We start from the raw sequence: 23559 nt of genomic DNA, 5'->3' as shown, positions 1-23559 counted from the left end.
ACAGCTGTGCAGACCCACGAGATTAGACGGCGTTTCCTGGACCATTTCGTCCGTGCCGGACACACCGAGGTGCCCAGTGCCTCGCTGATCCTGGCCGACCCCAACCTGCTGTTCGTCAACGCAGGCATGGTCCAGTTCGTGCCGTACTTCCTCGGTCAGCAGACCCCGCCGTACGCCACCGCGACCAGCGTGCAGAAGTGCGTGCGCACCCTCGACATCGAGAACGTCGGCATCACCACCCGTCACAACACCTTCTTCCAGATGGCGGGCAATTTCAGCTTCGGCGACTACTTCAAGCGCGAGGCCATCACCCTGGCCTGGACGCTGCTGACCAGCAGCGTCGCCGACGGCGGCTACGGCTTCGACCCCGAGCGCCTGTGGGTCACCGTCTACCTCGACGACGACGAGGCCGAGCGGATGTGGCTCGAGATGGGCGTGCCCGCCGACCGCATCCAGCGCCGCGGCATGGCCGACAACTACTGGTCGATGGGCATCCCCGGCCCCTGTGGCCCGTGCTCGGAGATCTACTACGACCGCGGCCCCGAGTACGGCGTCGAGGGCGGCCCCGAGGCCGATGAGGACCGCTACATCGAGATCTGGAATCTCGTGTTCATGCAGAACGAGCGCGGCGCCGGCATCGGCAAGGACAACTTCGAGATCCTCGGCCCGCTGCCCAAGCAGAACATCGACACCGGCATGGGCGTCGAGCGCGTGGCGTTCCTGCTCCAAGGCGTGGACAACGTCTACGAGACCGACCTGATGCGCCCGATCATCGACAAGGCCGAGCAGCTCACCGGCCGCTCCTACGGCGTCGAGCACACCGACGATGTGCGCTTCCGCGTCATCGCCGACCACGCTCGCACCGCCGCGATGCTCATCGCCGACGGCGTGAACCCCGGCAACGACGGCCGCGGCTACGTGCTGCGCCGCCTGCTGCGCCGCATCGTGCGCTCGGCCCGCCTGCTCGGCGCCGAGAAGCCGGTGATGGGCGAGCTGATGAAGGTCGTCTCCGACCTGATGTCGCCGTCCTACCCGGAGCTGGCCACCGACTTCGGCCGCATCGAGACCGTCGCGGTGGGCGAGGAGACGGCCTTCCTGAAGACCCTCAACACCGGCGAGACCCTCTTCGACAACGCCGCGACCGCGGTGAAGTCCAAGGGCGGCAAGCAGATCACCGGGTCGGACGCGTTCGCGCTGCACGACACCTACGGCTTCCCGATCGACCTCACCCTCGAGATGGCCGCCGAGGCGGGCCTGTCGGTGGACGAGGAGGGCTTCCGCTCGCTCATGGCCGAGCAGCGCAAGCGCGCCAAGGACGACGCCCAGGCCCGCAAGCACGCGCACGCCGACCTGACCGTCTACAAGGAACTGGTCGACCGCGGCGCCACCGAGTTCACCGGCTTCGACGAGCTCACCTCCGAGGCGAACGTGCTGGCCCTGATCGCCGACGGCGTCCGGGTGCCCGCCGCGCAGGCCGGGTCCGATGTCGAGGTCATCCTCGACCGCAGCCCGATGTACGCCGAGTCCGGCGGTCAGATCGCCGACCGTGGCACCATCACCGCCTCGGGCCTGAAACTGCGCATCAACGACGTGCAGAAGATCGCCAAGAAGCTGTGGGTGCACAAGGCCACCGTCGAGCAGGGCCAGATCACCGAGGGCGATGTCGTGCTCGCGCAGGCCGATCCGGCCTGGCGCCGGGGCGCCACCCAGGGCCACTCCGGCACGCACATGGTGCACGCCGCGCTGCGCCAGGTGCTCGGCCCCAACGCGGTGCAGGCCGGTTCGCTGAACAAGCCCGGCTACCTGCGGTTCGACTTCAACTGGCAGGGCGCGCTGTCGGAGCAGCAGAAGGCCGACATCGAGGCCGTCTCCAACGACGCGGTCGGCGCCGACTTCCCGGTGAACACCTTCGTCACCGACCTGCCCAAAGCCAAGGAGATGGGCGCGATGGCCCTCTTCGGCGAGAACTACGGCGACGAGGTGCGCGTCGTGGAGATCGGCGGCCCGTTCTCGATGGAGCTGTGCGGTGGCACGCACGTCGAGCACTCCTCGCAGATCGGCCCGATCACCGTGCTCGGTGAGTCCTCGGTCGGTTCCGGCGTGCGCCGCGTCGAGGCGTTCGTCGGCCTGGACTCCTACAAGTACCTGGCCAAGGAGCGCGCGCTGCTGGCCGGTGTCGCGTCCTCGCTGAAGGTGCCGTCGGACGAGGTGCCCGGTCGCGTCGAGCAGCTCGTGGAGCGGCTCAAGGTGGCCGAGAAGGAACTCGAGCGCACCAAGATCGCCGCGGTGCTGTCCTCGGCGGGCACGTTCGTCGAGCAGGCCGAGCGGATCGGCTCGGTGCTGCTGGTCGCGGCCGCCGCGCCCGAGGGCGTCGCCGCGGGCGATCTGCGCACCCTGGCCACCGATATCCGCGGCCGCTTCGGTAGCGACGCCGCGGTGGTCGTGCTGCTCGGCAACACCGACGGCAAGGCGCCGTTCGTGGTGACGGTCAACAAGGCCGCCCAGGATCTCGGCTTCAAGGCGGGTGACCTGGTGGCCAGCTTCGGCCCGAGCATCGCCGGCCGGGGCGGCGGCAAGCCGGAGATGGCGCAGGGCTCCGGTTCGGATCCGTCGGGTATCCCGGCCGGTCTGGCCGCGGTCCGTGCCCGGGTGGCCGAACTCGCCGGCTGATGCCACCGACCGCAGGTCCAGCCGACCAGGAACCGGCCGACCGACCGGATCCGGCGACCGACCCCGGCCGGGGCCGCCGGATCGCGATCGATGTCGGCAGCGTCCGGATCGGGGTCGCGTCGAGCGACCCAGACGGAATTCTCGCCACTCCGGTGGAGACCGTGCCGCGCGCCAAGCCGTCGAAGTCCGGCGGGCGCGCGGCGGGTCCGCCCGCCGACATCGCGAGAATTGCCGACATTGTGCGGGAGTACGAAGCCGTCGAGGTGATCATCGGGCTGCCGCGTACCCTGCGCGGTGAAAACGGCACGGCGGCGGGGATCGCGCGTCGGTTTGCCCGGGAGTTGCGCCGGGTGATCGACCCGATTCCGATACGCCTTTCCGACGAACGTTTGACTACGGTGTCTGCTGCACGTGCGCTGCGCGACAGCGGAGTTCGCGCACGTGGCCAGCGGCAGGTGATCGATCAGGCGGCAGCCGTGTCGATTCTGCAAGGATGGTTGGACGAGCGGAGTTCGGTGTTGAAGGACGCAGCAGACGCGAGCGTGGTCGGAGACGATGCATGACCGACCGATGGGCCAGGGCCGAGGAACGCTACCGGGCGCGGGAAGCTGATCGGCGCTATCCCCGCCGCGACGACTGGGGTCTGGATGCCCGGGAGGCGCGCGAGGAGCCGCAGCAGGCCGGTCCCGCGGGCTGGGACGACGATGACGACACCAACGTCATCCCGCGCTACGAGGACGAGCACTACGACGACGAGCCCGAACCCGAGCCGGTGGCTCCGCCGCGCCGGGTCGGTCAGCGGGCCGCTCCGGCGGGCCGCGCCGCGGGTGGACGGCCCGAGGCCGAGCGTGGCCGCGCTAAGCCGCCGTCCGGTCGCGACAAGCAGCCCGGTGGCCGCGGCAAGGCGGCGTCGGGCCGTAAGCGGTCGCGGATCGCCTCGCGTAAGGCCGCCGAGCGCAAACGGCGCCGCCGCAACCTCTGGGTGGTCGGCGCCCTGCTGGCCGTGCTCATCGTCTCCGCGGCCGGATTCGCCGGCTACAAGCTGATGAGCCGGTTCGCCCCCGCCGAGGACTTCGCCGGTCCGCCCGGTGCCCTGGTCGTGGTCCAGGTGCATCCCGGTGACACCGCGTCGCAGATCGCCGGCGCCATGCACGAGCGCGGAGTGGTCGCCAGCCGGGAAGCCTTCTACGAAGCGGCCGTGCGCAATTCGGGGATGAACAACGTGCAGCCCGGGTACTACGCGATCGGGGTGAACAGCCCGGCGGCCACCGCCGTCTCCACCCTGGTCGGTGGGAAGTCGCGCGTCGGCAACGTCACCGTCTCCGAGGGACGGCTGCTGCACGACAAGCACGACGCGAACACCGGTGGCCGCTACGACGGCATCTACCGCAAGGTCGCCCAGGCCAGCTGCATCGGCGCCGAGCAGAAGTGCGTCACCTACGAACAACTCGACGCGGCGGGCGCGAGCACCGACCTGGCTGCCCTCGGCGTGCCCGACTGGGCGATGAAGGGCGTGCGGGAATCCCCGGACCGGTCCCGGCAGCTGGAGGGCCTGATCGCGGCGGGCACCTGGGATTTCGATCCCAGCGGAACCCCGCAGCAGATCCTGCGGCAGCTGGTGACCTCGAGTGTGGAGCGCTACGAGTCGACCGGGCTGCTGCAGTCCGGCGCCACCACGGGCCTGACGCCGTACCAGACCCTGGTGTCCGCGTCGCTGGTGGAGCGCGAGGCGAAGCCGCAGGACATGAGCAAAGTGGCGAGGGTGATCGTGAACCGGCTCAAGGCCGACCAGATGCTGCAGTTCGACTCGACGGTCAACTACACCCTGGACACCACCGAGGTGGCGACCACCAACGCCGACCGGGCCAGGGAAACCGCCTGGAACACCTACGCGATGCGTGGCCTGCCCGTCACGCCGATCTCGGCCCCGTCGCTGGACGCGTTGCGGGCCATGGAGAATCCGGAGCCGGGGGCGTGGCTGTACTTCGTCACCGTCGACAAGGAGGGCACCACCCTGTTCACCGAGAGCTACTCCGAACACCTGCGGCTGGTCGCCCAGGCGCAACGCAGCGGCATCCTCGACAGCTCCAAGCCCTACGGTGGCTGAGCCGCGCAAGGCGGCGGTGCTCGGCAAGCCGATCGCGCACTCGCGGTCGCCGCAGCTGCACCTGGCCGCCTACCGGGCGCTCGGGCTGGACTGGACCTACGAGCGGGTCGAGTGCTCGGCCGAGCAGCTGCCGGGTCTGGTCGACGGGCTCGGACCGGAATGGGTCGGGCTCTCGGTGACGATGCCGGGCAAGGAAGCCGCGCTCGCCCACGCCGACACGCGCACCGACCGGGCGGTCCTGGTCGGCTCGGCGAACACGCTGGTGCGCACCGAGGCGGGTTGGCTGGCCGACTGCACCGATGTGGACGGTGTGCTCGGCGCGCTGCGCGGTGGCGGCGTCGACCGGGTGCGCGAGGGCGTGGTGCTCGGTGCGGGTGGCACCGCCCGGCCCGCCCTGCTGGCGCTGGCGGAACTGGGCGCGGAATCGGTGACGGTCGTCGCGCGCGACGCCGGACGGGCCCGCGACGCGCTGGAGCTCGCCGAACGCCTGGGGCTGGCCGTGTCCACGATCGACTTCGAGGCCGACGCCCTGGCCACCGTCTGCGCGACGGCGGGCGCGGTGGTCAGCACCATTCCCGCGGACGCGGCCGCCGCGGTCGCGGACCGGGTGGCGGCGGCCCCGGTGGTGCTCGACGCGATCTACAACCCGTGGCCGACCCCGCTGGCCGCGGCCGTGGCCGCGGCCGGGCACACCGTCGTCAGCGGTCTGCAGATGCTGCTCAACCAGGCCTACGGTCAGGTCGAGCTGTTCACCGGGCAGCCCGCACCGCGCGCCGCGATGGCGGCCGCGCTCGACGAGACCCTTCCGTCGGCCTGAGCGCCGTATTACCCTGGTGCCCAACGCAATCTAGGGGAGGGATTGGCTGTGTTCGGTCGAATCGTGGTCATGGTGCTGTCGGTTGTCGCCTCGGCGATCGTTGTCGGGGGTCCGGCCTCGGCGCAAGGGGGTTGTGCCTCGCCGCAACCGTCCTGGGGGTTCACCTGCGTGGCGTCGGCATCGAACGTCTCGCTGGCGAGCTGTCTGAAGGACGCGCCGCTGTGGAGTGATCGGGCGCGTTGTGAAGCGCGGACCGACGGTAGCGGCAGGTACGACCTCTGGGTGCCGTCGAACTGACCGTCCCGGCGCCTCCGGGAATCGCCCGATCCGGTGGAATTGATACCTGTTCTAGTTTTTTCCGGTTAAGGTGTTGCTCATGACCGCTTGGGTGTTACGAGCCACTGTCCTGGGCGCGCTGGTCGTCGGCTTACGGTTGCTGCTCGCCGTCGCGATGGCGTTCGCGCCGACCTACGGCACGATCTGGCGGGTGGCCTGCCTCGCCGTGATCGTGGGTGTCGTGGTCGCCTGGGGAATGCGCGACGGCCAGGCGGGCGCCGCCACCGATCTCACCGTGCGCTGGCTGGCGGCCGGGGCCGTCGCCGGCCTCGCGAGCGGGGCCGTGTGCCTGGTCCTCGATCAGGTGCCTGGCATCGAACTCGGCGAAGCCGGTGCGCTGTTCGAGCTGACCTCGGCGGCGTCGTTCATCCTGCTGCTGGTGTTCCTGCCCGCGATGGCGGGCGTCGCCCTCGGTCGTCGACGGGCGCGGCGCACCCCCGAATCCACCGCCACCGCTCCCCAGACCCAGCCGGAGTTCGCGCCGGTCGTCTGAGTCCACCGTTACTGTGCCCGGCGAGGACCTCTCGCCGGGCACAGTGCCGTGTCAGAGCAGAATCGGGCCGCCGGTGGAGGCCTCACGCGCGATCGCCGAGTAGGCCGCCGCCAGCAGCGACGGATCCGGACCCTCGAGCCGGCCCGGCTTGGCCAGCCCGTCGAGCACCACGAACCGCAGCACGCCCGAGCGGGTCTTCTTGTCGGTCTGCATGGCGTCCATCAGCTGCGGGAGCGCGTCACCGTCGTAGCTGACCGGCAGTCCGACGCTCTCCAGGATGGAGCGGTGCCGGTCGGCGGTGGCGTCGTCGAGACGGCCGGCCAGCCTGCCCAGCTCGGCCGCGAACACCAGGCCGACGGAGACGGCGGCGCCGTGGCGCCAGCGGTAGCGTTCGCGGCGCTCCACGGCGTGGCCCAGCGTGTGGCCGTAGTTGAGGATCTCCCGCAGGCTCGACTCCTTGAGGTCGGCCGCCACGACATCGGCCTTGACCTGGATGGCGCGCCGGATCAGCTCCGGCAGCACGTCGCCGGTGGGATCGAGCGCGGCCTCCGGGTCGGCCTCGATGAGATCCAGGATCACCGGATCGGCGATGAAACCGGCCTTGATGATCTCGGCCATGCCCGCGACGATCTCGTTGCGCGGCACCGTCTCCAGGGTGGCGAGGTCGACCAGCACGGCGCTCGGCTCATGGAAGCTGCCGACGAGGTTCTTGCCCGCCTCGGTGTTGATGCCGGTCTTGCCGCCGACCGCGGCGTCGACCATCGCCAGCAGCGTGGTCGGCACGTGCACGATGCGCACCCCGCGCATCCAGGTGGCGGCGACGAAGCCGGCCAGGTCGGTGGCCGCGCCACCGCCGAGGCTCACGATGGCGTCGTTGCGGGTGAGCCCGATCCGGCCGAGCACTTCCCAGCAGAACCCGGCCACGGCCAGGTCCTTGCCGTCCTCGGCGTCGGGGATCTCGATGCGGTGCGCGTCGATCCCGGTGTCGGCCAGCGCTTTCCGCACGACCTCGGCGGTCTCGGCCAGTGGCGGCTGATGGAAGATCGCCACGGTCCGCACGGCGTTGCCCGCGCTGACCGCCTCGACGAGATCGCCGAGCAGCCCGCGTCCGATGATCACCGGGTACGGGTCGGCGGTGCGGACCTGGATGGTGGTCGGCTCTGTCACGTGCGCTGCTCCGATTCTTTCTGGTCGTTGGTCTTGCGCCGGCCGCCGCGTCGGCGCGGCCGGTTGCGCCGGGTGCGCTCGCCCTGGGCGGTCGCGCGGTCCGCGTCGCCGGGCTGGCCCGCTCCGGACCGCTGCCCGGTCGGCGCCGGAGTGCCGGTGCGCTGACCCGCCGGGCGATCCGGTGACGTCGCACCGGACTGGGCCGCGGGTTCCCCGCCGGGCGCGCGGGTCGACCTGGCATCGGCCTCGCGGTTCGCGCCCGCCGAGCGGATACGGACCCCGCCGCGCCGGGACCTGGTGCGCCGGGACCGGCGGGCACCGGTCGTGCGCGCCTCGCCCTGCGGTGTGCCCGCGTCACCACCGGGTGCCGGCTCGGAGCCGGAACGCGTTGCCGCCGAACCGGTCCGGTCGATCGTGGCCTGCTCGGTCGCCCGGCGCGCGGCCGCGGCGCGCGCCCTGGCGCGGCGTCGCGCCCTGGACCGGTTGCTGCCGATCCCGGGCCTGCTGGTGGCCGAACCCGAAGCGGCGGTACCGGATCCGCCGGTGGCGCGCTCGGTGTCGAGGTCGGTGCGCACCGATTCCAAGCCGAGTTTGGTGAGGATCATCCGCACCACCCGGCCCGGGCTGCGCCCGTCGGTCCGCACGCGCACCGTGGCGACCTCGCGGTAGAGCGGGCGCCGGATCCGCATCAGCTCCCGGTACTTGGCACCGGGATCGGTGCCGTTGAGCAGCGGTCGCGCATTGCTGGAGCCGGTACGCCGAAGTCCTTCGGCCACACTGATTTCCAGGTAGACCACGGTCGCGGAACGCAACACCTCGCGAGTCCGTGCCGACAGCACCGACCCGCCACCGAGGGAGACGACGCCATCGTGCTCGAGCACCGCCCGGCGCACCACCAGTTCCTCGATCCGGCGGAACTCCGGCTCGCCATCGGTCGCGAAGATCTCCGGAATCCCACGCCCGGTGTCGGCCTCGATCCCGGCATCGGTGTCGTACAACTCGACCCCGAGCTCCCGCGCGAGCTTGCGCCCGATCGTCGACTTCCCCGACCCCGGCGGCCCGACCAGGACCACACGCGCACGAGGTTCGGCCACCGCCTCGACATCGGCAGTACCGGTCTGCTCGGCGGTCCCGGTCGCGTCGCCAGTCGCGTCAGTGGTCTCGGTCGGCTCGGCGTCACCGGGTATGCCAGCGGTCTCGGCCAACTCGACGTCAGCGGTCGCATCCGCGGTACAGGAAGCGGCGGGGTCGCTGGATGTGTCGGCGTCACTGTTCGAGTTGGCGGCACTGGTACTGGTCTCGCCAGCAGCGCCAGCAGCGCCAGCAGCGCCAGCAGCGCCAGCAGCGCCAGCAGCGCCAGCAGCGCCAGTCGCGTCGGCAGCGCTAGCAGCAGTGTCAGCGGCGCCAGTCGTGTCGGCAGTGCTGGTCGCGTCAGCAGTGCCAGCGGGGCCGGTCGTGTCAGCGGCGCCAGTCGTGTCGGCAGTGCTGGTCGCGTCAGCAGTGCCAGCCGAGCCGGTCGCGTCGACAGCGCCAGTCGTGTCGGCAGTGCTGGTCGCGTCAGCAGTGCCAGCCGAGCCGGTCGCGTCGACAGCGCCAGTTGCGCCAGCAGCGCTAGTCGCTTCAGCAGCGTCGGTCGCGCCAGCGGTGCCAGTGGTGTCGGTCGCGTTGACGGTGTTGCCTACTCGGTCGGCGCGATCGTTCGTGCCGACAGTCGATGGGGGACCCGCGTCGTTGTCCTCCGCGGCCCCCTCCTGTCCCTGCCCGGTCACGGCGTGCGGCTGTCCGCGGGCACGTGCGGGCGGTTGCCGATCCGCTTGATGTAGCTGGTGATGTTGTCGAGGGTCTCGGTCAGCGAGTCGCCACCGAACTTCTCCAGCGCCGCCTGCGCCAGCACGAGCGCGACCATCGACTCCGCGACCACGGCGGCCGCGGGCACCGCGCACACATCCGAGCGCTGGTGGATGGCGACGGCTTCCTCACCGGTGGACATGTCGACGGTCGACAGCGCGCGCGGCACGGTCGAGATCGGCTTCATCGCGGCGCGCACCCGCAGCGCCTCACCGTTGGTCATGCCGCCTTCGAGACCGCCAGCGCGGTTGGTCGAGCGCAGCACACCGTCGGGGCCGGGACGCATCTCGTCGTGGGCCTGGCTGCCGCGCCTGCGCGCGGTCTCGAAACCGTCGCCCACCTCGACACCCTTGATCGCCTGGATGCCCATGAGAGCGGCGGCCAGCCGCGAGTCCAGCCGCTGCTCGCCGCTGATGAACGAGCCGAGCCCGATCGGCAGACCGTCGACGATCACCTCGACGACGCCGCCGAGCGTGTCGCCGTCCTTCTTGGCCGCCTCGATCTCGGCGATCATCGCCGCCTCGGCCTCGGCGTCGAACGCGCGGACCGGGCTGGCGTCGATGGCGTCGAGATCGTGCGCACCGGGGGTGACACCGGTGGTGTTGGCCGCGGTGCCGATCGACACCACGTGCGAGATGACCTCGACACCGAAGGCCTGACGCAGGAAGTTGCGGGCGACCGTGCCCGCCGCGACGCGGGCCGCGGTCTCGCGGGCACTGGCCCGTTCGAGCACCGGACGCGCGTCCTCGAAGTTGTACTTGAGCATGCCGGAGTAGTCGGCGTGACCGGGACGCGGACGGGTCAGCGGCGCGTTGCGCGCCATCCCGGCGAGCGCCTCCTCGTCGACCGGGTCGGCCGACATCACCTCGGTCCACTTGGGCCACTCGGAATTGGCGACCTCGATCGCGACAGGACCACCCATGGTCCGGCCGTGGCGCACGCCACCGACCAGGGTGACCTTGTCGGCCTCGAACTTCATCCGGGCGCCGCGCCCGTAACCGAGCCGACGGCGCGCGAGCTGTGCGGAGACGTCGTCCGATGTCACCTCGACTCCGGCGACCATCCCTTCCAGGAGGGCGACGAGAGCGGGACCATGGGATTCTCCGGCAGTTATCCAGCGCAACACGCCGACCATCTTCCCATGTCGCCGCGCGTGGTCGGGCACGTGGGCCGACGTGATGAGCGGCACGTCGCCGCCGCGCCGGGCCGCGCGGTGGCGGCCACCGCCCCGATCGTGCTGCACCGACCCGGTCCCGACCGGTATCGGGGTACCGGCGCCAGGTGTGTGATCGGCCCGGCGCGTCGCGCTGCCGGTCATGCCAGCGCCATCGCGGTGACGGTGGCCAGGCACATGGCCGGACCGTGCGGCACCGGTCGCCGCGACCGCGATCCGCCCGTGCCGCGACCCAGTGCCGCGCGCAGCCGGTGCCCACCGAGCATGCCCACCGCGATCGCCGCCGTGAGCGCGGGCGCGGCGATCGCCGCCCACACCCACGCGGGCGGTCCCGCGAGCGCGGCGGCGGCCCCGAGACCCACCGCCAGCTTCACGTCACCGGCGCCGAGCGCGGCCGGGGAGAGCAGATGGATCACCAGATACGGCATGGTCAGCAGCGCGGCCCCGATGAGCGCCGTCGCCAGGTTCCCGGTGTACCCCGCGTAGAGGAACACCGCCGCCGCGCCGACGCCGGTGAGGGCGTTGGGGAGCCGGCGGGCGTGGATATCGAGGACACCCAGCAGCAAGCACCAGGCGATGAGCAGGCAGAACGCGGCAGTGGTCATGCGTTCGATCGTGCGCGGCGGTGCGCGCCCCGGCGAGGCCCGATCGGCGAATGTGGACAACTCCGCGCGATGTGGACAACGCGGTGTCCAGTCGGGCGCGCGGTGGACGCGCCGACGCCGGGAAAAGTGCCGAGTTCGGTGCCGACGTGTCGGTCGTCGAGCGGTAGCGTTGACCCATGTGTGCTGATACCCCGCGTCCCGATCACGCGGCACGGCGTGGTGCTCTGCGGAGCCTGCTGGTGGAGAACGGCGTCGACGCGCTGCTGGTCACCGATCTGGTCAATATCCGCTACCTGACCGGGTTCACCGGATCCAATGCCGTGCTCCTGGTGCACTCCTGGGATATGCGCGGTGCCGAGGACCGCACCGTCATCGGCACCGACGGCCGCTATTCCGCGCAGGTGGCCGTGCAGGTCCCCGATCTGAGCGCCGAGATCTCCCGGGCCACCGCGCGGCGGATCATCGAGCTGGCCGGCGAATGGCAGCTGGGCCGGATCGGCTTCGAGAGCCACGTGGTCACCGTCGCCGAGCACACCTCGTTCCAGTCCTTGCGCACCGGACTGCAGCTGGTACCGACCAACGGGCTGGTCGAGCAGCTGCGCATGGTCAAGGACGACTACGAGATCGCCCAGCTGCGCGCGGCCTGCGCGGCCGCCGACGCGGGCCTGGCCGACCTGCTCGACCGCGGCCTGATCCGGCCGGGCCGCACCGAACGCCAGGTCGCCCGCGACCTGGAGTGGGCGATGTTCGAGCACGGCGCCGAAGCGATCTCGTTCGAGACGATCGTCGCCACCGGCGTGAACTCCGCCGTGCCGCATCACCGCCCGACCGGCGCGGTCCTGACCACCGGCGACTTCGTCAAACTCGACTTCGGCGCGGTCGTCGACGGCTACCACTCCGATATGACCCGCACCCTCGTCCTCGGCAGGCCCGAGGACTGGCAGCGCGAGATCTACGAACTGGTGGCCCGTTCTCAGCGGGCCGGGCGCGAGGCGCTGAAACCGGGCGCAGGGACCGCCGAGGTCGATGCCGCCGCCCGGGTCGTCATCGAGGAGGCGGGCTACGGTCCGCAGTTCGTGCACGGCCTCGGGCACGGGGTCGGGTTGCAGATCCACGAAGCGCCCGGAGTGGCGAAAACGAGTACCGGTACACTACTTGCTGGCGTGGCGGTGACCGTCGAACCTGGTGTGTATCTTCCCGGCCGCGGCGGGGTCCGGATCGAGGACACGCTCGTGGTACGCGAGGCGGGCCCGGACCTGCTCACCCTCACCAGCAAGGACCTGACCGTCGTCGAGTGACGCCGGTCCCCAGAGACCGCAGTAAACGAACGAGGAGATCCGAGGACAGTGGCGGACACCAGCGACTTCAAGAACGGCCTTGTGCTGAAAATCGACGGTCAGCTCCAGCAGATCGTCGAGTTCCAGCACGTCAAGCCGGGTAAGGGCCCCGCGTTCGTGCGGACCAAGCTGAAGAACGTCGTGTCCGGCAAGGTCGTCGACAAGACCTTCAACGCGGGCGTCAAGGTCGAGACCGCGACCGTCGACCGTCGCGACATGACCTACCTGTACCACGACGGCACCGACTACATCTTCATGGACGGTGACACCTACGACCAGATCTCCATCCCGGAGGCCACCATCGGTCAGGGTGCGCGCTTCCTGCTGGAGAACATGGGCGTGCAGGTGGCCGTACACGAGGACGCGCCGCTGTTCGTCGAGCTCCCCGTCACCATCGAGCTGGTCGTGCAGCACACCGACATCGGCCTGCAGGGTGACCGCTCCACCGGTGGCACCAAGCCCGCCACCCTGGAAACCGGCGCCGAGGTGCAGGTCCCGCTGTTCATCAACACCGGCGACAAGCTGAAGATCGACTCGCGCGACGGCAACTACCTCGGCCGCGTCAACGCCTGATCGTGACGGACTCCCCGGCAGACAAAAAGGGCTCGTTCAAGAAGCTCGGCGCACGCCACAAGGCGCGCCGCCGGGCCGTGGACCTGCTGTTCGAGGCGGAGGCGCGCGACGTCGACGTCTCCGACCTGCTCTCCGAACGCGCCGACCTGGCGACTCGTGACCAGAGCGTGGCTCCCGTGCACGCCTACACCTCGGTCCTGGTCGAGGGCGTCGCCGACGACCTGGACCGGGTCGACGGCACCATCGAGGGCTACCTGCAGGACTGGACGCTGTCGCGCCTGCCCGCCGTCGACCGGGCAATCCTGCGGATCGCGGTGTGGGAGCTGTTCCACGCCACCGACGTCCCCCCGGTGGTCGCGGTCGACGAGGCCGTCGAGCTGGCCAAGGAACTGTCCACCGACGACTCGCCGTCGTTCGTGAACGGTGTGCTGGGGCAGGTCGTGCAGGTCGCGCCGCAGGTGCGTGCCGCCGCGGCCGCCACCAGGGCCGCGCGTCCCGCGCCGGAGGACCGGTCGTGACGAACAAATACCTCGTCATGGTCATGCGCACCCCCGCGTTCGACCAGTCCGTGGTCGAACCGCACCGCGCGTTCCTGCAGGAACTGCTCGCCAAGGGGCAGCTGCAGGAGAGTGGCCGGTTCACCGACGGCACCGGCGGCGCCTACGTCGTCCTGGCCGAAAGCCTGGACGCCGCAACGGCTATCGCGCACGCCGATCCGGTGCACACCACCGGAGCGTCGGAACTGACGATCTACGAATGGGAGATCGCCGTCTCGGCGTGAGACCTTCCGCGACAGCCGCGCATCCTGCCCGGATGCGCGGCTGTCGCCGTTTCCGGGCCACTTCCGATGCGGATCACGATGGCGTGCAGGAGAATGCAACCAGCATCGAACGCCGTCGGATCGGCGGGCTGGGGGAGACCGTGAGTGAGCATCCATCGTTGAGCAGCCGGCACATGACCCGGGCGCAATTGCTCTGGGCCGCACTCGGTCTGGCGGTCGTCTTCGCGATCCTGATCATGGCGCGGGGCAGTGTGCGCGAGATCTTCAAGGTGCAGCCGGATTTCGTGCTCGGCCTCTCGCTGTCGATCAGCACGATCTTCTTCACCAAGGCGTTCTCCCGGTCGGGGATCGCCTCCGCGGTGCACCACATCCACGAACCGCGGGATCCGAATGTGCTGGCCGCCTTGGATTCCGCGGTCGATCAGCGGCTGCACGCGATGGGGTTGCACGAGAACGTCGCGCTGCTCAGCCGCGATATCGCGGTGGCGAGCAAGCGGATCAACGAGTTCTACGATCTGCAGGCGATGGAGCCGCGATTCCACGCGACGGCGCCGCTGCTGCGGGTGGCGCTGACCGATCTCGACGACGCGCTGGCCATCGTCAGCCGGGTCGCCGACCGGATCGGCACCACCGAAACCACGCAGGTGTACCGCATTCCGGAGGCGACCAGGTCGCACCTCACCGACGCGCTGCGCGATGTCATGGAGGCCTCGGCGCGGCGCAACGAGACCTACGAGGCGCTGCGCGCGCAGGTCGCCGGCGAACCGATCGACGATCTGTGGGGGCTGTTCGCGGTGCTCACCTCCGACACCCTCAAGGCGCAACGCGACCTGGAATCGCTGGTGAGCAAGTCGATCCAGGCGGTGCCCGCCGACCGCATCGCGGTCCTGCAGGGCTATGTCGCGGCGTCGCTGAGCCGGCTCGTCACCGTGGGTGACCTGATCCGCGCGCGTGGGCTCGCCGCGCCGCCCGCCCTGCAGATCATCGCCGAGGATCTGCGGCGCGCGCAGGCCAAGCTGACCAGGGCACAGGAATCCGACGGCGACCAGCCCGCGGCGCAGGCGGCGGTGGCCTGAGCCGGATCCCGACGGCCTCCGCCGGTGGGTGTACGGGAAACCGGCGGAGGCGCGACCGACGCTGGGTGGCGCGGTGTCGGGTGTGCGCGGGGCACATCGGTGATCTTGCTACCTCGAGTGCGCTCGAGGTCAAGCCGGTTCAGCGGTCGGCGTGCACCAGGGGCGCGAGGAAGCCGGTGACCTGCGCGGTCGAGGGCTGGCCCAGTCTGCGGCCGAGGACATCGGGCGCGTCGGCGACAGCGCGGCACCGATCGGGGTCGGTGTTGGCGGGGTCGGCCGAGTAGCGTTCGCCGACCATGATCGCGCGTCCGGCCTCCCGCCCGGTGCGCAGTTCGTAGACGGTGATCTCGTAGGTCGCCCGGAACAGGTTGACCGTGCGGCCGATGGGGGAGCCCGGCGCCGCGGGGAGCTGGCAGGTCTGGACCAGGTCGCCCAGGCTGGTCTGGCGCATACAGGCGATGAGCTGGACCATGGCCGGATCGGTCGGATGCCAGGCGGGTGAGCTGTTCGTCGCGACCATGGTGGCCAGGTCGCCCGACAGATAGGTCGGCCGTGCGCCGTCGCGCTGGTACTCCGCCGCGTTCGGGAACGGCTTGCGGTCCTCGCACATCCGGTCGTAGTCCGCCATCTCGAACCGGCTCGCCTGCACGGCGGTGATGGCGAAGAAGCCCGCCCCGAACAGGGCGATGAACAACAGCAGTCCGATGCCGGGCCCGATCCGCAGCCTGCGTCGCTCGCGCGGGCGGCGCTCGCGCACCGGCGTGTTGCGCCATCGCTCGAGCAGTGACGGCCCGCCGGACCTGCCCGAGACCTGCTCCCGCGGCCGGTTCGTGGCGGCCGGGCGGGCCGGGGTCCGATCCTGATCGACCCAGTCGCTCCAGTGCTCGGTGTCGTCGAATCGCTCGGCGCCGCCGTGGTGGGCGGAATCGGGGCTGCCCGATGACGCCGACCAGGCGGTGGCGGCCCCGGCCGCGACGGCGTATCCGGGTGCCGCGTACGCCGGATCGTCCGGATCCTCGTCCTCGGGCCAGTCATCGTCATCTGCCATCGTCGGCTCGACTTCGTGCGGGACCTCGGCATCGAGGCCATCGCCCGGTGCGGCGAAGCTGCTCGGGGCGGCACTCGGTGAAGCCAGGGGAGACTCGGCGGACCGGTCATCGGTCGACTTCACCAGCGACACAGCCGCTCCCGCGTCCTCGCCGGAGACGGGTGTCGCTGCGGTGACGTCCGTACCGGTGACGGATTCGTCCGGCTCCGCAGGGGCAGTGGCTGTTTCGTCGGGTGACGGAGGAGATCCGTCTTCCGCGCTGCCGGAAACCTCGACCCCGGTGTCCGGTTGGTCCGTGAAGCCGTCCGGTCCATCGACCTCGGCCACGACCTCGTCGTCGGTGGGCTCCTCCGCGTTCTCGACAGCGTGCCCGTTGTCGTCCGGAGATGCGGTCTCGGTACCGGAGCCGGGTGCGGACGGTGTCGCTTGCGCGGGTTCCGTGTCGGGGGCAGGGACGGTATCTGCCGCGTGCGCGGCGAGATCGGCTTCGGGGGACGCGGTCTGCTCGGGCTCACCCGGGGTGTCCTCGGGAAGCTGCGCCGAGACCTCGGTTCTCGGCGTCGACGCGGTCTGCGAGTCGTCTTCTGTGGCAGCCATACTCACCAATCCCGCCAACGGCGCGACAGCACCGTTCGACTCCTCGCTGTGCGTCGCAGTGCCGTCCGAGGGCGCGGAGGCGGTGCTCGGCGCCTGGTCGGCGGATTCCCGCGCCGCCGGACCTGATTCCTCGGTGTCGGCGGAGGTCCGTGACCGATGTGTGAGCCGATCGATCGCGGCGAGGAACCCGGGTGTGCTCGCCTGCGCCACTCGGGTGCCCACCCGGGAGGCGCCACGGCCGGGGGCCGTCTCGCCCTCCTCGGCCTGCCCGAGTCCGGCGGCGGCCGGTGCGGTCCTGGTCGAGGTCGACGGTTCCAGCCGTGCCGGAAAACCCTGGTCCGCCAACGCGACCCGGGACGGCAGCAGGTGGCTGAGATTCAGGGCCGCGAAGACGCGGCGCACATCGTTGACGTTGAGCCGGACCGTGCGCCCGGTCTCGGCGTGGAAGTAGTCACGCAGAGACGAGGAATCGTCACGTTCGACCAGCACCGCCCGGTATCCGTCGGCGATGCGGGCCTCCTCGAGGGTGATCCGCGCGCCGGGCTGGGGGACCAGCGCGACCACGGCGTTCACCCAGCCGAAGATCCCGGACTGCTGCAGCAGGTTCTTGGCGGCGAAGACCTGCCTGCGCACCTGGACGAACGGATTGGGCACCCGCACCGCGTGATAGAGGGCGGCCTCCGCGCCGTCGACCGTCCAGGGGCCGTTGGGCGGGGTGGCGAGCACACCGTCCTGGCGTGCGGTGAACCCCTTCACCTCCACCACGGTGGCGCCCTGCGGCGTACACACCAGCGCGTCGACCTCGACCGATCCGCCCCGGCTCTCCGGCACATGGCAGCGGAAGATCGCCACGCCCCCTACCTCGGACGCGGCCCATTCCCGGATCGCCGCCGCGACGACCTCTTCTGCGCCTTCGAGTTCGGTTTCGTCCGCGACAACGACGATCACCACGACCCCCTGAGCAACCGATTGCGGACCCCTACCAGGATACGACCTCCGTCAGCGACATCGAAACCGAATCCTGTTGCCGAACAACAGAATCGGCAATGGCGATTACCGCTCTCACCGGGCGCCGCCCTGGGTGTGGCGAGACGGGGACGAGGTCGCCCATTCCAGCGGCGGCCGGGTCACCTGACCTGCGACAACGGCCGTTCCCGTCGGCCGGTGTACCGCGAGGAAGCCGAACGGCCGGTCGATGCGGACGGCGGTGATCGTCGACCACTGCTCCTGGGGGACGCTGCCCATGCGCATCGCCACGGCGGTGACAGCGGCGGCCTCGAACCCCTCGGCGTCGAATCGGGCCATCACGTGCTGCCCGGCGGCGCTCACCGCCAGCGGAGTGTCGGAGATCCCGGGGAAGTGCCCGGACTCCGCGTTGCCCGCGGCGCCGAGGCCGAACAGGGCGGCATGGCGGGTGAGGTCGTGCGCGCCGCGAACCTCGAACGGCGGGAGTTGCACCTGGACGCGGTCACCGCCCGCGCCGAAGATCTTGCGCCGCAGCACCGTCAGGCACGGGGCTGTCGTGTCGGCGGTGGGCGCGACCGCGTCGGGTATCGCGCCGTCGAGCGCGGCCAGCCCGGCGGCCAACGCCTGCCGTGGCCCGTCGGCACCGATCAGCAGGTGCACGTCGAGTTCACCGGTGCCGGTGACGATCACCCTGGTCACGTCGGTGCCGAGGACCGAGATGCTGCCGTCGGCGTGCCCGGTGCGGTACAAGCCCGGTCCCTGATGTCCCTGCCAGGGTCCGGATTCCGGTGTCCAGCGGATCAGCTGGAACGGCGTCACCCAGCGGGTCCGGGCGACGAGCGCGGTGGCCAGCGCGAGCACCGTCGAGGCGTCGACGGTGACCGGGAACGTCTCGATCAATCCGCCGGTGCGCTCGCTCGCCCAGGCATCGAGCGCGGCCTGATCCACCAGGGTTCCCGCCGAGCCCGCGGGCATGCTGCGGACCCACTCGTCCCGCAGCGCGATCCCCGGCCGCACCCAGGCGCCGGTCGCCAGCGCCACGTCGGCCGAGGAGTCGAGCGAGCGCAGCAGATCCAGCCCGGCCTGATGCGCCGACTCGGCCGGAACCTCCACCGCCGCCGCCAATTCCGCCCGAGCCGCCCCTTGGGCAGCCCCCGCCAGCAAGGCCAGCAATACCCACGCGCCCGCCCCCGACACCACGGCGTCGTCGTCGGCGAAGGTCGCGGTCCATCGCGCGGTCAGCGCATTCGACGAACGGACAGGCAACGCCACTCGACTCCCCATGCCCCGAATCCTACGGCCAGTGCCCGATCTCCGGCTCCGGCTCCCTCCTCATCGCCCGCCCCGGAGGCCGATTTCGAGAGCTCGCACTGCGCGGCGGTCGCGGGCCGACGGGACTACGGCCGCAACAGGACTGTGCCCAGGGCGCTCCGCTCCTCGAGTTTGCGGTGGGCGTCGGCGGCCGCGGTCAGCGGCAGGACGGAGTCGATGCCGACGGTCAGCTGGCCCCGCGCGGCGGCGTCGAGGGCGTCCGCCCGTCGGTGGGCCACCTCGCCGAGCCAGGCGGGGCCCGCGCAGCCGGTGAGGGTGAGGCCGCGCAGGATCAGGTCGACGGCGGTGAGCTGGGTGGGGACGCCGGCCAGCCAGCCGTAGCTGAGGACGCGGCCGGTGCGCGGGGTGATCAGGTCGAGCAGCGGCGTCACGGAATCGCCGCCGATGGAGTCGAAGACGACATCGACGGTGCCACCCGCCAGCAGGTCGCGGAGCTGATCGGCCCAGTCGGGCGCGGTGTGGTCGACGACCTCGGCGGCGCCGTGCTCGCGGGCCAGCCGGGCCTTCTCGGCACCGCCGGCGGTGGCGATCACCCGCACCCCGCGCGCCGCGCACAGCTGGGTGAGCGCACTGCCGACGCCGGTGGCGGCCGCTTCGACCAGGACTGTCTCGCCCGGCGCGAGCGCCGCGGTCGCGACCAGGGCCAGGGCGACCGAGCCGGGCATCTGGGTGGCGGCGGCGAGGTCGGTGCGCAGGCCGTCGGGGATGACGGTCAGCGAATCCGCCTCGGCCACCACGAGTTCGGCGTAGGCGCCGACGCCGCTGGTGGCGGCGACGACCCGGGCGCCGAGCAGCGCCGGGTCCACACCGGTGCCGAGCTCGGTCACGGTGCCCGCCGCCTGGAACCCGAACACCGCGGGCAGCGCGACGGGGACCGGGAACTCACCCGCTCGCACCTTGGTCTCCGGGTAGAGCACCGGGATCGCCTCGGCGCGGACGAGGACCTGCCCGTCGCCCGGTCGCGGTGCGTCGACCGCGCGCGGCACCAGCACCTCGGGGGCGCCGGTCTCGGTCATTACGATTGCCTGCATCAGAACTCCATAAGTTGACTGCCGGTCCAGATATTCGAACGATATGGACCGGCAGTCAACTTGTCAACGGATCGGCCGATGCCGAGGAAGCGATGCGATGACAGGCCCACGCCCCACCGAACGCGCCGACGCCGCGCGCAACCGTCGAGCGATCCTCGACGCCACCGCCGCGCTGCTGGCCGAACACGGCGCGGCCGGGGTGACCATGGACCGGGTCGCCGCCGCCGCCGGCGTCGGCAAAGGGACCATCTTCCACCGCTTCGGCAGCCGCGCCGGGCTGCTGTACGAGCTGGTGGCCGAGGGGGCGATCACGTTGATGGCGGCGGTGACGAGCGGACCGCCGCCGCTGGGTCCCGGCGCCCCGGCGACCGACCGGCTACTGGCCTTCTTCGACGCGATGACGACCATGGTCACCGCCGACGTCGAACTGATCGCCGCCTACCAGGCCATGCCGCCGCACCCCCGCAGCGCGGAATTCCATGCCTTCTGGGCCGAGCACATCACCACGCTGTTGCACGAGGTGCGCCCGGATATCGACGCGGAGACGGTCGGCGCGCTGCTGCTGTCGACGCTCGGCGGGGAACTCGCGCAGCAGCTGGCCAGGGCCGGTGAGGTCGACCGCTTGCGCGCGGGCGTGCGGGAACTCGTGCACTCGGTGCTGACCGTGCCGTGACCGGCTGCGGCGCAGTCGGTGACGGAGCCCAGGGCTGGCCGGTGGGTGAACTGCTCGGCAGTCAGCCGGACCGCCGAGTGATGCCCGATCGCGAGGATCGTGCGGCAGCCGGGCCGGGGCGGTCTGCGCGGAGTCGTGGAACTCCGTGTCGGGCACGGGTTCCGGCTGGATCGTCAGCGAACGTTGCGCGGGCGGAACTGGATGCTGATGCGTGGGCCGACCGGGCGCGTGGTCTTGGGTACCGCGTGCTCCCAGGTGCGCTGGCAGGCGCCGCCCATCACCAGCAGGTCGCCGTGCCCTGCGGTGAACCGCACGCTGGCCCCGCCGCCGCGTGGGCGCAGCAGCAGGGCGCGTGGTGCGCCGACCGAGACGATCGCGACCATGGTGTCGTGGGTGGCGCCGCGCCCGATCGTGTCGCCGTGCCAGGCCACGCTGTCGCGGCCGTCGCGATAGAAGCACAGCCCGGCCGTGCGGAAGGGTTCGCCGAGTTCGGCGGCGTAGTGCTCGCTCAACGCGTCCCTGGCGGCGACGAGGATCCGGTCGGGGAGCGGGTCGTGTTCGCCGAAGAACGACACGAGGCGTGGCACGTCGACGACCCGGTCGTACATGGGTCGGCGCTCGGCGTGCCACGGCACCCGCTCCGCGAGCCGGTCGAACACCACGCTCGCGCCGCTCAGCCAGCCGGGCAGCACATCCACCCAGGCTGTCGCGTCGAGCTGGGTGCGCCGGATCGTCTCGATCGAACCCAGCGCAACCGCCTCACCGTCGAACAGTGAACCTTGCAGGGGCAGCGACATGCCGACAGTCTAGCGCGCGTTCGAACGTATGTTCGGATCAGTGCCAGTATTCGTGTCGGGTGCCGTCGGTGTCGGCGACGAACACGATCGCGTCGGCGCCCGCGAGCCCGTCGGGCTCGAACGGGAGGTGACCGGGCACGATCGGCTCGCCCGCGCGGATCGACGGCGGGAGCGCGGCGCGCAGGGCGGGTGCGGGGAACAGCGCGCGGCGGGTGGTGGCCGCGGCCAGTTCGAACTGGAGGGTGCCCGGTGCGCTGGTCGGGTTCGCGTCGGTCGCCACGAACGTGTAGCGCTCGCCGAGGGTGAGCGCGACCAGCGCGCCTGCCCCGGACCAGTGCGCGTCCTCGCCACCCATGGTGAGGGTGGATCCGGCACGTTGCAGGTGCACGTTGTGCGCGAAGACCAGGGTCGGTCCGCGTCCCTGCTCGGCGGCGACGATCGCGTGCAAGTTGTCGGCCATCATCTCCGCGCGGACGCTGAGCAGGTTCGCGATGCGATCGGGGCCGGGCGTGGCCATGACGGCGTGGTAGCGGAGCAGGCCGAGTGCGGTGCGCGCGTAGGCGAGGGCGAGGTCGTAGCCGGCGGGGTCGGCGGGCCGCAGCGACGGTGCCGCGCGACGCAGCGCGCTCGCGATGTCGTCGGCGACGACGCGCAGCGCGCGGGCGCGCTCGGAGCCGCCGATCGAGACGGCCGGGTCGTACACGGCCGCCGGATTCGACCAGTCGGCATCCTCGCCGAGCAGTGCCTCGAGCTCGCGCATCGACGTCGGCCGCAGCGGTTCGGGCAGATACTCGCCGGCCGTGGTCAGCGCGACTCGGGGGCTGGGCACGTCGGTCTGCTCGGTCGGCGCGTCGAAGCCATGGAAGCGACAGCGGTCGGCGGTGGCGCGGTCGGCGTTGTACGCGCGCAGCCATTCGACGAGTTCGCGATTGCCGGGCACGGCGCCGAAATGGTGACTGAAGCCGGTCGCCAGAACCGTCTCGAGATCGGTCGCCGCTCCGTTGATGTAGTCGTCGACGATCGAGGCGGCGAAGACGTCGGATTCCAGCGCGATCGATCGGAACCCCCGCTCGGCCAGCTGGGCCAGGAGTTCGTTGCGCAGCAACGGAAATGCCGCGATCCCGTGGGTGGGTTCGCCGAGGGCGAGCAGGACCGGCGGTTCGGCGCGGGTGGCGAGCAGGTCGTCGACGGCGCGGCCCAGGCTCGTCGAGTCGTCGAGCTCGCGGCCGAGGTCGCGCGGGGTGGTGACGGTAGGCATGAACACTCCTTGGTCGGAAGACATGCCTTCGACAGTATCGTTGAAGGTTCGGGTGAAACTTTCTCGAATATTGCCTGGTGATAGTCGAGAAAAGTCTCAAAGGAGGAAGAGCTTGCGGCCGATCGATCTGGCCCGGGAACACGGCTTGTCCGCCCAGGCGATCCGCAATTACGACGAGGCGGGCATCCTCCCGGCCGCCGAGCGCAGCGCGTCGGGATACCGGCGCTATACGCCCCGGCACGCGCAGGCGTTGCGGGCCTTCCTCGCCCTGCGCGGTGGGCACGGGCATCAGCAGGCGGCCGCGATCCTGCGGGCCGTCCATCGTGGTGATCGCGAATCCGCGTACCGGCTCCTCGATGTCGCGCATGTCGCGCTGCTCGACGAGCGCGCCACCCGCACCGAGGTCGCCACCGCCCTCGGGAGCCTGTCGACCGCCGAGCCCGCGCCGATCGCCGGTCGTGCGTTGACCGTCGGCGAGCTCGCGCGCCGGATCGGTGTGCATACGGCGACGCTGCGCACGTGGGAAGACGCGGACATCCTGCGTCCCGAACGCGACCCGGGGACGGGCTATCGAATCTACGGAGCAGCGGCGGTGCGCGATGCCGAGATCGCGCGCCAGCTCCGGCGCGGCGGCTATCGGCTGGTCCAGGTGGCGAAGTTCGTCGAGTCCCTGCGCGCGGCGGGCGGGACCGAGGCGTTGCGCGTCTTCCTCGAGGATTGGCAGGATCGGCTGACCGCGCGCGGCAGGCACCTGCTCGCCGGTGCGGCCCAGCTCGACGGCTATCTGCGCCTGCTCGACGAGCCGTAGCGGCGGCGGGGGAGTCGGCGAAAGCCGGAGCGGGCGAGGCCGAATCGCTCTTCGCCCCTTCCAAG

Annotated in this window: 20 protein-coding genes and 1 pseudogene; 12 read left to right on the top strand and 9 right to left on the bottom strand. The window is 71.2% G+C overall.

Going from position 1 to position 23559, the window contains the following annotated elements:
• The first annotated feature begins 6 nt into the window (after nucleotides 1-6).
• The 5 genes from alaS to ACFVW6_RS29355 all read left to right on the top strand — a co-directional run bounded on the left by alaS (nucleotide 7) and on the right by ACFVW6_RS29355 (nucleotide 6423).
• A complete protein-coding gene (gene alaS / locus ACFVW6_RS29375) occupies nucleotides 7-2670 on the top strand; it encodes an alanine--tRNA ligase (RefSeq protein ID WP_378830107.1) in 2664 nt (887 codons plus the stop codon).
• Nucleotides 2670-3233, top strand: a complete 564-nt coding sequence (gene ruvX / locus ACFVW6_RS29370; protein ID WP_355281438.1) for a Holliday junction resolvase RuvX — start codon at nucleotides 2670-2672, stop codon at nucleotides 3231-3233. Before alaS ends, ruvX begins: the two co-directional genes overlap by 1 nt.
• Nucleotides 3230-4777: an endolytic transglycosylase MltG gene (gene mltG, locus ACFVW6_RS29365; RefSeq protein ID WP_378830109.1), complete on the top strand. Its 1548-nt coding sequence runs from the start codon at nucleotides 3230-3232 to the stop codon at nucleotides 4775-4777. The genes ruvX and mltG overlap by 4 nt, the downstream gene beginning before the upstream one ends.
• The gene (locus ACFVW6_RS29360) at nucleotides 4770-5594 is read left to right on the top strand and encodes a shikimate dehydrogenase (RefSeq protein WP_355281432.1); all 825 of its coding nucleotides are present in this window, start codon (nucleotides 4770-4772) and stop codon (nucleotides 5592-5594) included. The genes mltG and ACFVW6_RS29360 overlap by 8 nt, the downstream gene beginning before the upstream one ends.
• Before the next feature lie 376 nt (nucleotides 5595-5970).
• Nucleotides 5971-6423 carry a B-4DMT family transporter gene (locus ACFVW6_RS29355; RefSeq protein ID WP_355281430.1) on the top strand — a complete coding sequence of 151 codons (453 nt, stop codon included), beginning with the start codon at nucleotides 5971-5973 and terminating at the stop codon, nucleotides 6421-6423.
• A 51-nt stretch (nucleotides 6424-6474) separates the two neighbouring features.
• Here the strand turns inward: ACFVW6_RS29355 and aroB are convergent, their stop codons facing one another.
• The 4 genes and pseudogenes from aroB to ACFVW6_RS29335 all read right to left on the bottom strand — a co-directional run bounded on the left by aroB (nucleotide 6475) and on the right by ACFVW6_RS29335 (nucleotide 11217).
• Nucleotides 6475-7590, bottom strand: a complete 1116-nt coding sequence (gene aroB / locus ACFVW6_RS29350; RefSeq protein ID WP_378830111.1) for a 3-dehydroquinate synthase — start codon at nucleotides 7588-7590, stop codon at nucleotides 6475-6477.
• A gap of 587 nt (nucleotides 7591-8177) precedes the next feature.
• Nucleotides 8178-8684, bottom strand: a pseudogene (locus ACFVW6_RS29345) (shikimate kinase); the annotation flags it as partial.
• Between the two features lie 671 nt (nucleotides 8685-9355).
• Nucleotides 9356-10564 carry a chorismate synthase gene (aroC, locus tag ACFVW6_RS29340; protein WP_378830112.1) on the bottom strand — a complete coding sequence of 403 codons (1209 nt, stop codon included), beginning with the start codon at nucleotides 10562-10564 and terminating at the stop codon, nucleotides 9356-9358.
• A 188-nt stretch (nucleotides 10565-10752) separates the two neighbouring features.
• Nucleotides 10753-11217 carry a prepilin peptidase gene (locus ACFVW6_RS29335; RefSeq protein ID WP_378830114.1) on the bottom strand — a complete coding sequence of 155 codons (465 nt, stop codon included), beginning with the start codon at nucleotides 11215-11217 and terminating at the stop codon, nucleotides 10753-10755.
• A 176-nt stretch (nucleotides 11218-11393) separates the two neighbouring features.
• Between ACFVW6_RS29335 and ACFVW6_RS29330 the strand changes: the two genes are divergently transcribed.
• The 5 genes from ACFVW6_RS29330 to ACFVW6_RS29310 all read left to right on the top strand — a co-directional run bounded on the left by ACFVW6_RS29330 (nucleotide 11394) and on the right by ACFVW6_RS29310 (nucleotide 14984).
• Nucleotides 11394-12515: a M24 family metallopeptidase gene (locus ACFVW6_RS29330; RefSeq protein ID WP_378830116.1), complete on the top strand. Its 1122-nt coding sequence runs from the start codon at nucleotides 11394-11396 to the stop codon at nucleotides 12513-12515.
• Nucleotides 12516-12563: 48 nt separating this feature from the next.
• Entirely contained in the window at nucleotides 12564-13127 is a 564-nt protein-coding gene (gene efp, locus ACFVW6_RS29325; RefSeq protein WP_355281422.1) for an elongation factor P, read from the top strand.
• A 2-nt stretch (nucleotides 13128-13129) separates the two neighbouring features.
• A complete protein-coding gene (nusB, locus tag ACFVW6_RS29320; RefSeq protein WP_355281420.1) occupies nucleotides 13130-13645 on the top strand; it encodes a transcription antitermination factor NusB in 516 nt (171 codons plus the stop codon).
• Nucleotides 13642-13908: a YciI family protein gene (locus ACFVW6_RS29315; protein ID WP_357345053.1), complete on the top strand. Its 267-nt coding sequence runs from the start codon at nucleotides 13642-13644 to the stop codon at nucleotides 13906-13908. The genes nusB and ACFVW6_RS29315 overlap by 4 nt, the downstream gene beginning before the upstream one ends.
• Nucleotides 13909-14066: 158 nt before the next feature.
• The gene (locus ACFVW6_RS29310; protein ID WP_378830117.1) at nucleotides 14067-14984 is read left to right on the top strand and encodes a hypothetical protein; all 918 of its coding nucleotides are present in this window, start codon (nucleotides 14067-14069) and stop codon (nucleotides 14982-14984) included.
• Nucleotides 14985-15123: 139 nt separating this feature from the next.
• Here ACFVW6_RS29310 and ACFVW6_RS29305 read toward each other — a convergent pair whose 3' ends face one another.
• The 3 genes from ACFVW6_RS29305 to ACFVW6_RS29295 form a co-directional block, all read right to left on the bottom strand.
• Entirely contained in the window at nucleotides 15124-17577 is a 2454-nt protein-coding gene (locus ACFVW6_RS29305; protein WP_378830118.1) for an NERD domain-containing protein, read from the bottom strand.
• 114 nt (nucleotides 17578-17691) lie between these two features.
• Nucleotides 17692-18879: a serpin family protein gene (locus ACFVW6_RS29300; RefSeq protein ID WP_378830119.1), complete on the bottom strand. Its 1188-nt coding sequence runs from the start codon at nucleotides 18877-18879 to the stop codon at nucleotides 17692-17694.
• 113 nt (nucleotides 18880-18992) lie between these two features.
• Nucleotides 18993-19958: a zinc-binding alcohol dehydrogenase family protein gene (locus ACFVW6_RS29295; RefSeq protein WP_378830121.1), complete on the bottom strand. Its 966-nt coding sequence runs from the start codon at nucleotides 19956-19958 to the stop codon at nucleotides 18993-18995.
• Between the two features lie 97 nt (nucleotides 19959-20055).
• Here ACFVW6_RS29295 and ACFVW6_RS29290 point away from each other — a divergent pair, with 97 nt between their 5' ends.
• Entirely contained in the window at nucleotides 20056-20631 is a 576-nt protein-coding gene (locus ACFVW6_RS29290) for a TetR/AcrR family transcriptional regulator (RefSeq protein ID WP_378830122.1), read from the top strand.
• Nucleotides 20632-20804: 173 nt separating this feature from the next.
• On the opposite strand, the gene ACFVW6_RS29285 is transcribed toward ACFVW6_RS29290, so the two are convergent.
• Together ACFVW6_RS29285 and ACFVW6_RS29280 are read right to left on the bottom strand one after the other, a co-directional pair.
• Nucleotides 20805-21428 (bottom strand): alpha-ketoglutarate-dependent dioxygenase AlkB, encoded by a 624-nt coding sequence (locus ACFVW6_RS29285; protein ID WP_355281400.1) that lies wholly within the window; start codon nucleotides 21426-21428, stop codon nucleotides 20805-20807.
• 37 nt (nucleotides 21429-21465) lie between these two features.
• Nucleotides 21466-22686, bottom strand: coding sequence for an erythromycin esterase family protein (locus tag ACFVW6_RS29280; RefSeq protein ID WP_378830123.1), 1221 nt, complete (start codon nucleotides 22684-22686; stop codon nucleotides 21466-21468).
• Between the two features lie 112 nt (nucleotides 22687-22798).
• Between ACFVW6_RS29280 and ACFVW6_RS29275 the strand changes: the two genes are divergently transcribed.
• Entirely contained in the window at nucleotides 22799-23494 is a 696-nt protein-coding gene (locus tag ACFVW6_RS29275) for a MerR family transcriptional regulator (protein ID WP_378830124.1), read from the top strand.
• Nucleotides 23495-23559: the final 65 nt, after the last annotated feature.

Origin of the sequence: Nocardia sp. NPDC058244 (genome assembly GCF_042882065.1) — a bacterium.
In the GTDB taxonomy this organism is placed as follows: Bacteria; Actinomycetota; Actinomycetes; order Mycobacteriales; family Mycobacteriaceae; genus Nocardia.
This window is presented reverse-complemented; position numbering and strand designations above follow the sequence as displayed.

Bases quoted from the DNA above. Each gene is read 5' to 3' on its own strand.
- ruvX (WP_355281438.1), top strand. From the start codon at position 2,670: ATGCCACCGACCGCAGGTCCAGCCGACCAGGAACCGGCCGACCGACCG.
- mltG (WP_378830109.1), top strand. From the start codon at position 3,230: ATGACCGACCGATGGGCCAGGGCCGAGGAACGCTACCGGGCGCGGGAA.
- ACFVW6_RS29355 (WP_355281430.1), top strand. From the start codon at position 5,971: ATGACCGCTTGGGTGTTACGAGCCACTGTCCTGGGCGCGCTGGTCGTC.
- ACFVW6_RS29335 (WP_378830114.1), bottom strand. From the start codon at position 11,217: ATGACCACTGCCGCGTTCTGCCTGCTCATCGCCTGGTGCTTGCTGCTG.
- ACFVW6_RS29330 (WP_378830116.1), top strand. From the start codon at position 11,394: ATGTGTGCTGATACCCCGCGTCCCGATCACGCGGCACGGCGTGGTGCT.
- ACFVW6_RS29300 (WP_378830119.1), bottom strand. From the start codon at position 18,879: ATGGGGAGTCGAGTGGCGTTGCCTGTCCGTTCGTCGAATGCGCTGACC.
- ACFVW6_RS29295 (WP_378830121.1), bottom strand. From the start codon at position 19,958: ATGCAGGCAATCGTAATGACCGAGACCGGCGCCCCCGAGGTGCTGGTG.
- ACFVW6_RS29290 (WP_378830122.1), top strand. From the start codon at position 20,056: ATGACAGGCCCACGCCCCACCGAACGCGCCGACGCCGCGCGCAACCGT.
- ACFVW6_RS29285 (WP_355281400.1), bottom strand. From the start codon at position 21,428: ATGTCGCTGCCCCTGCAAGGTTCACTGTTCGACGGTGAGGCGGTTGCG.
- ACFVW6_RS29280 (WP_378830123.1), bottom strand. From the start codon at position 22,686: ATGCCTACCGTCACCACCCCGCGCGACCTCGGCCGCGAGCTCGACGAC.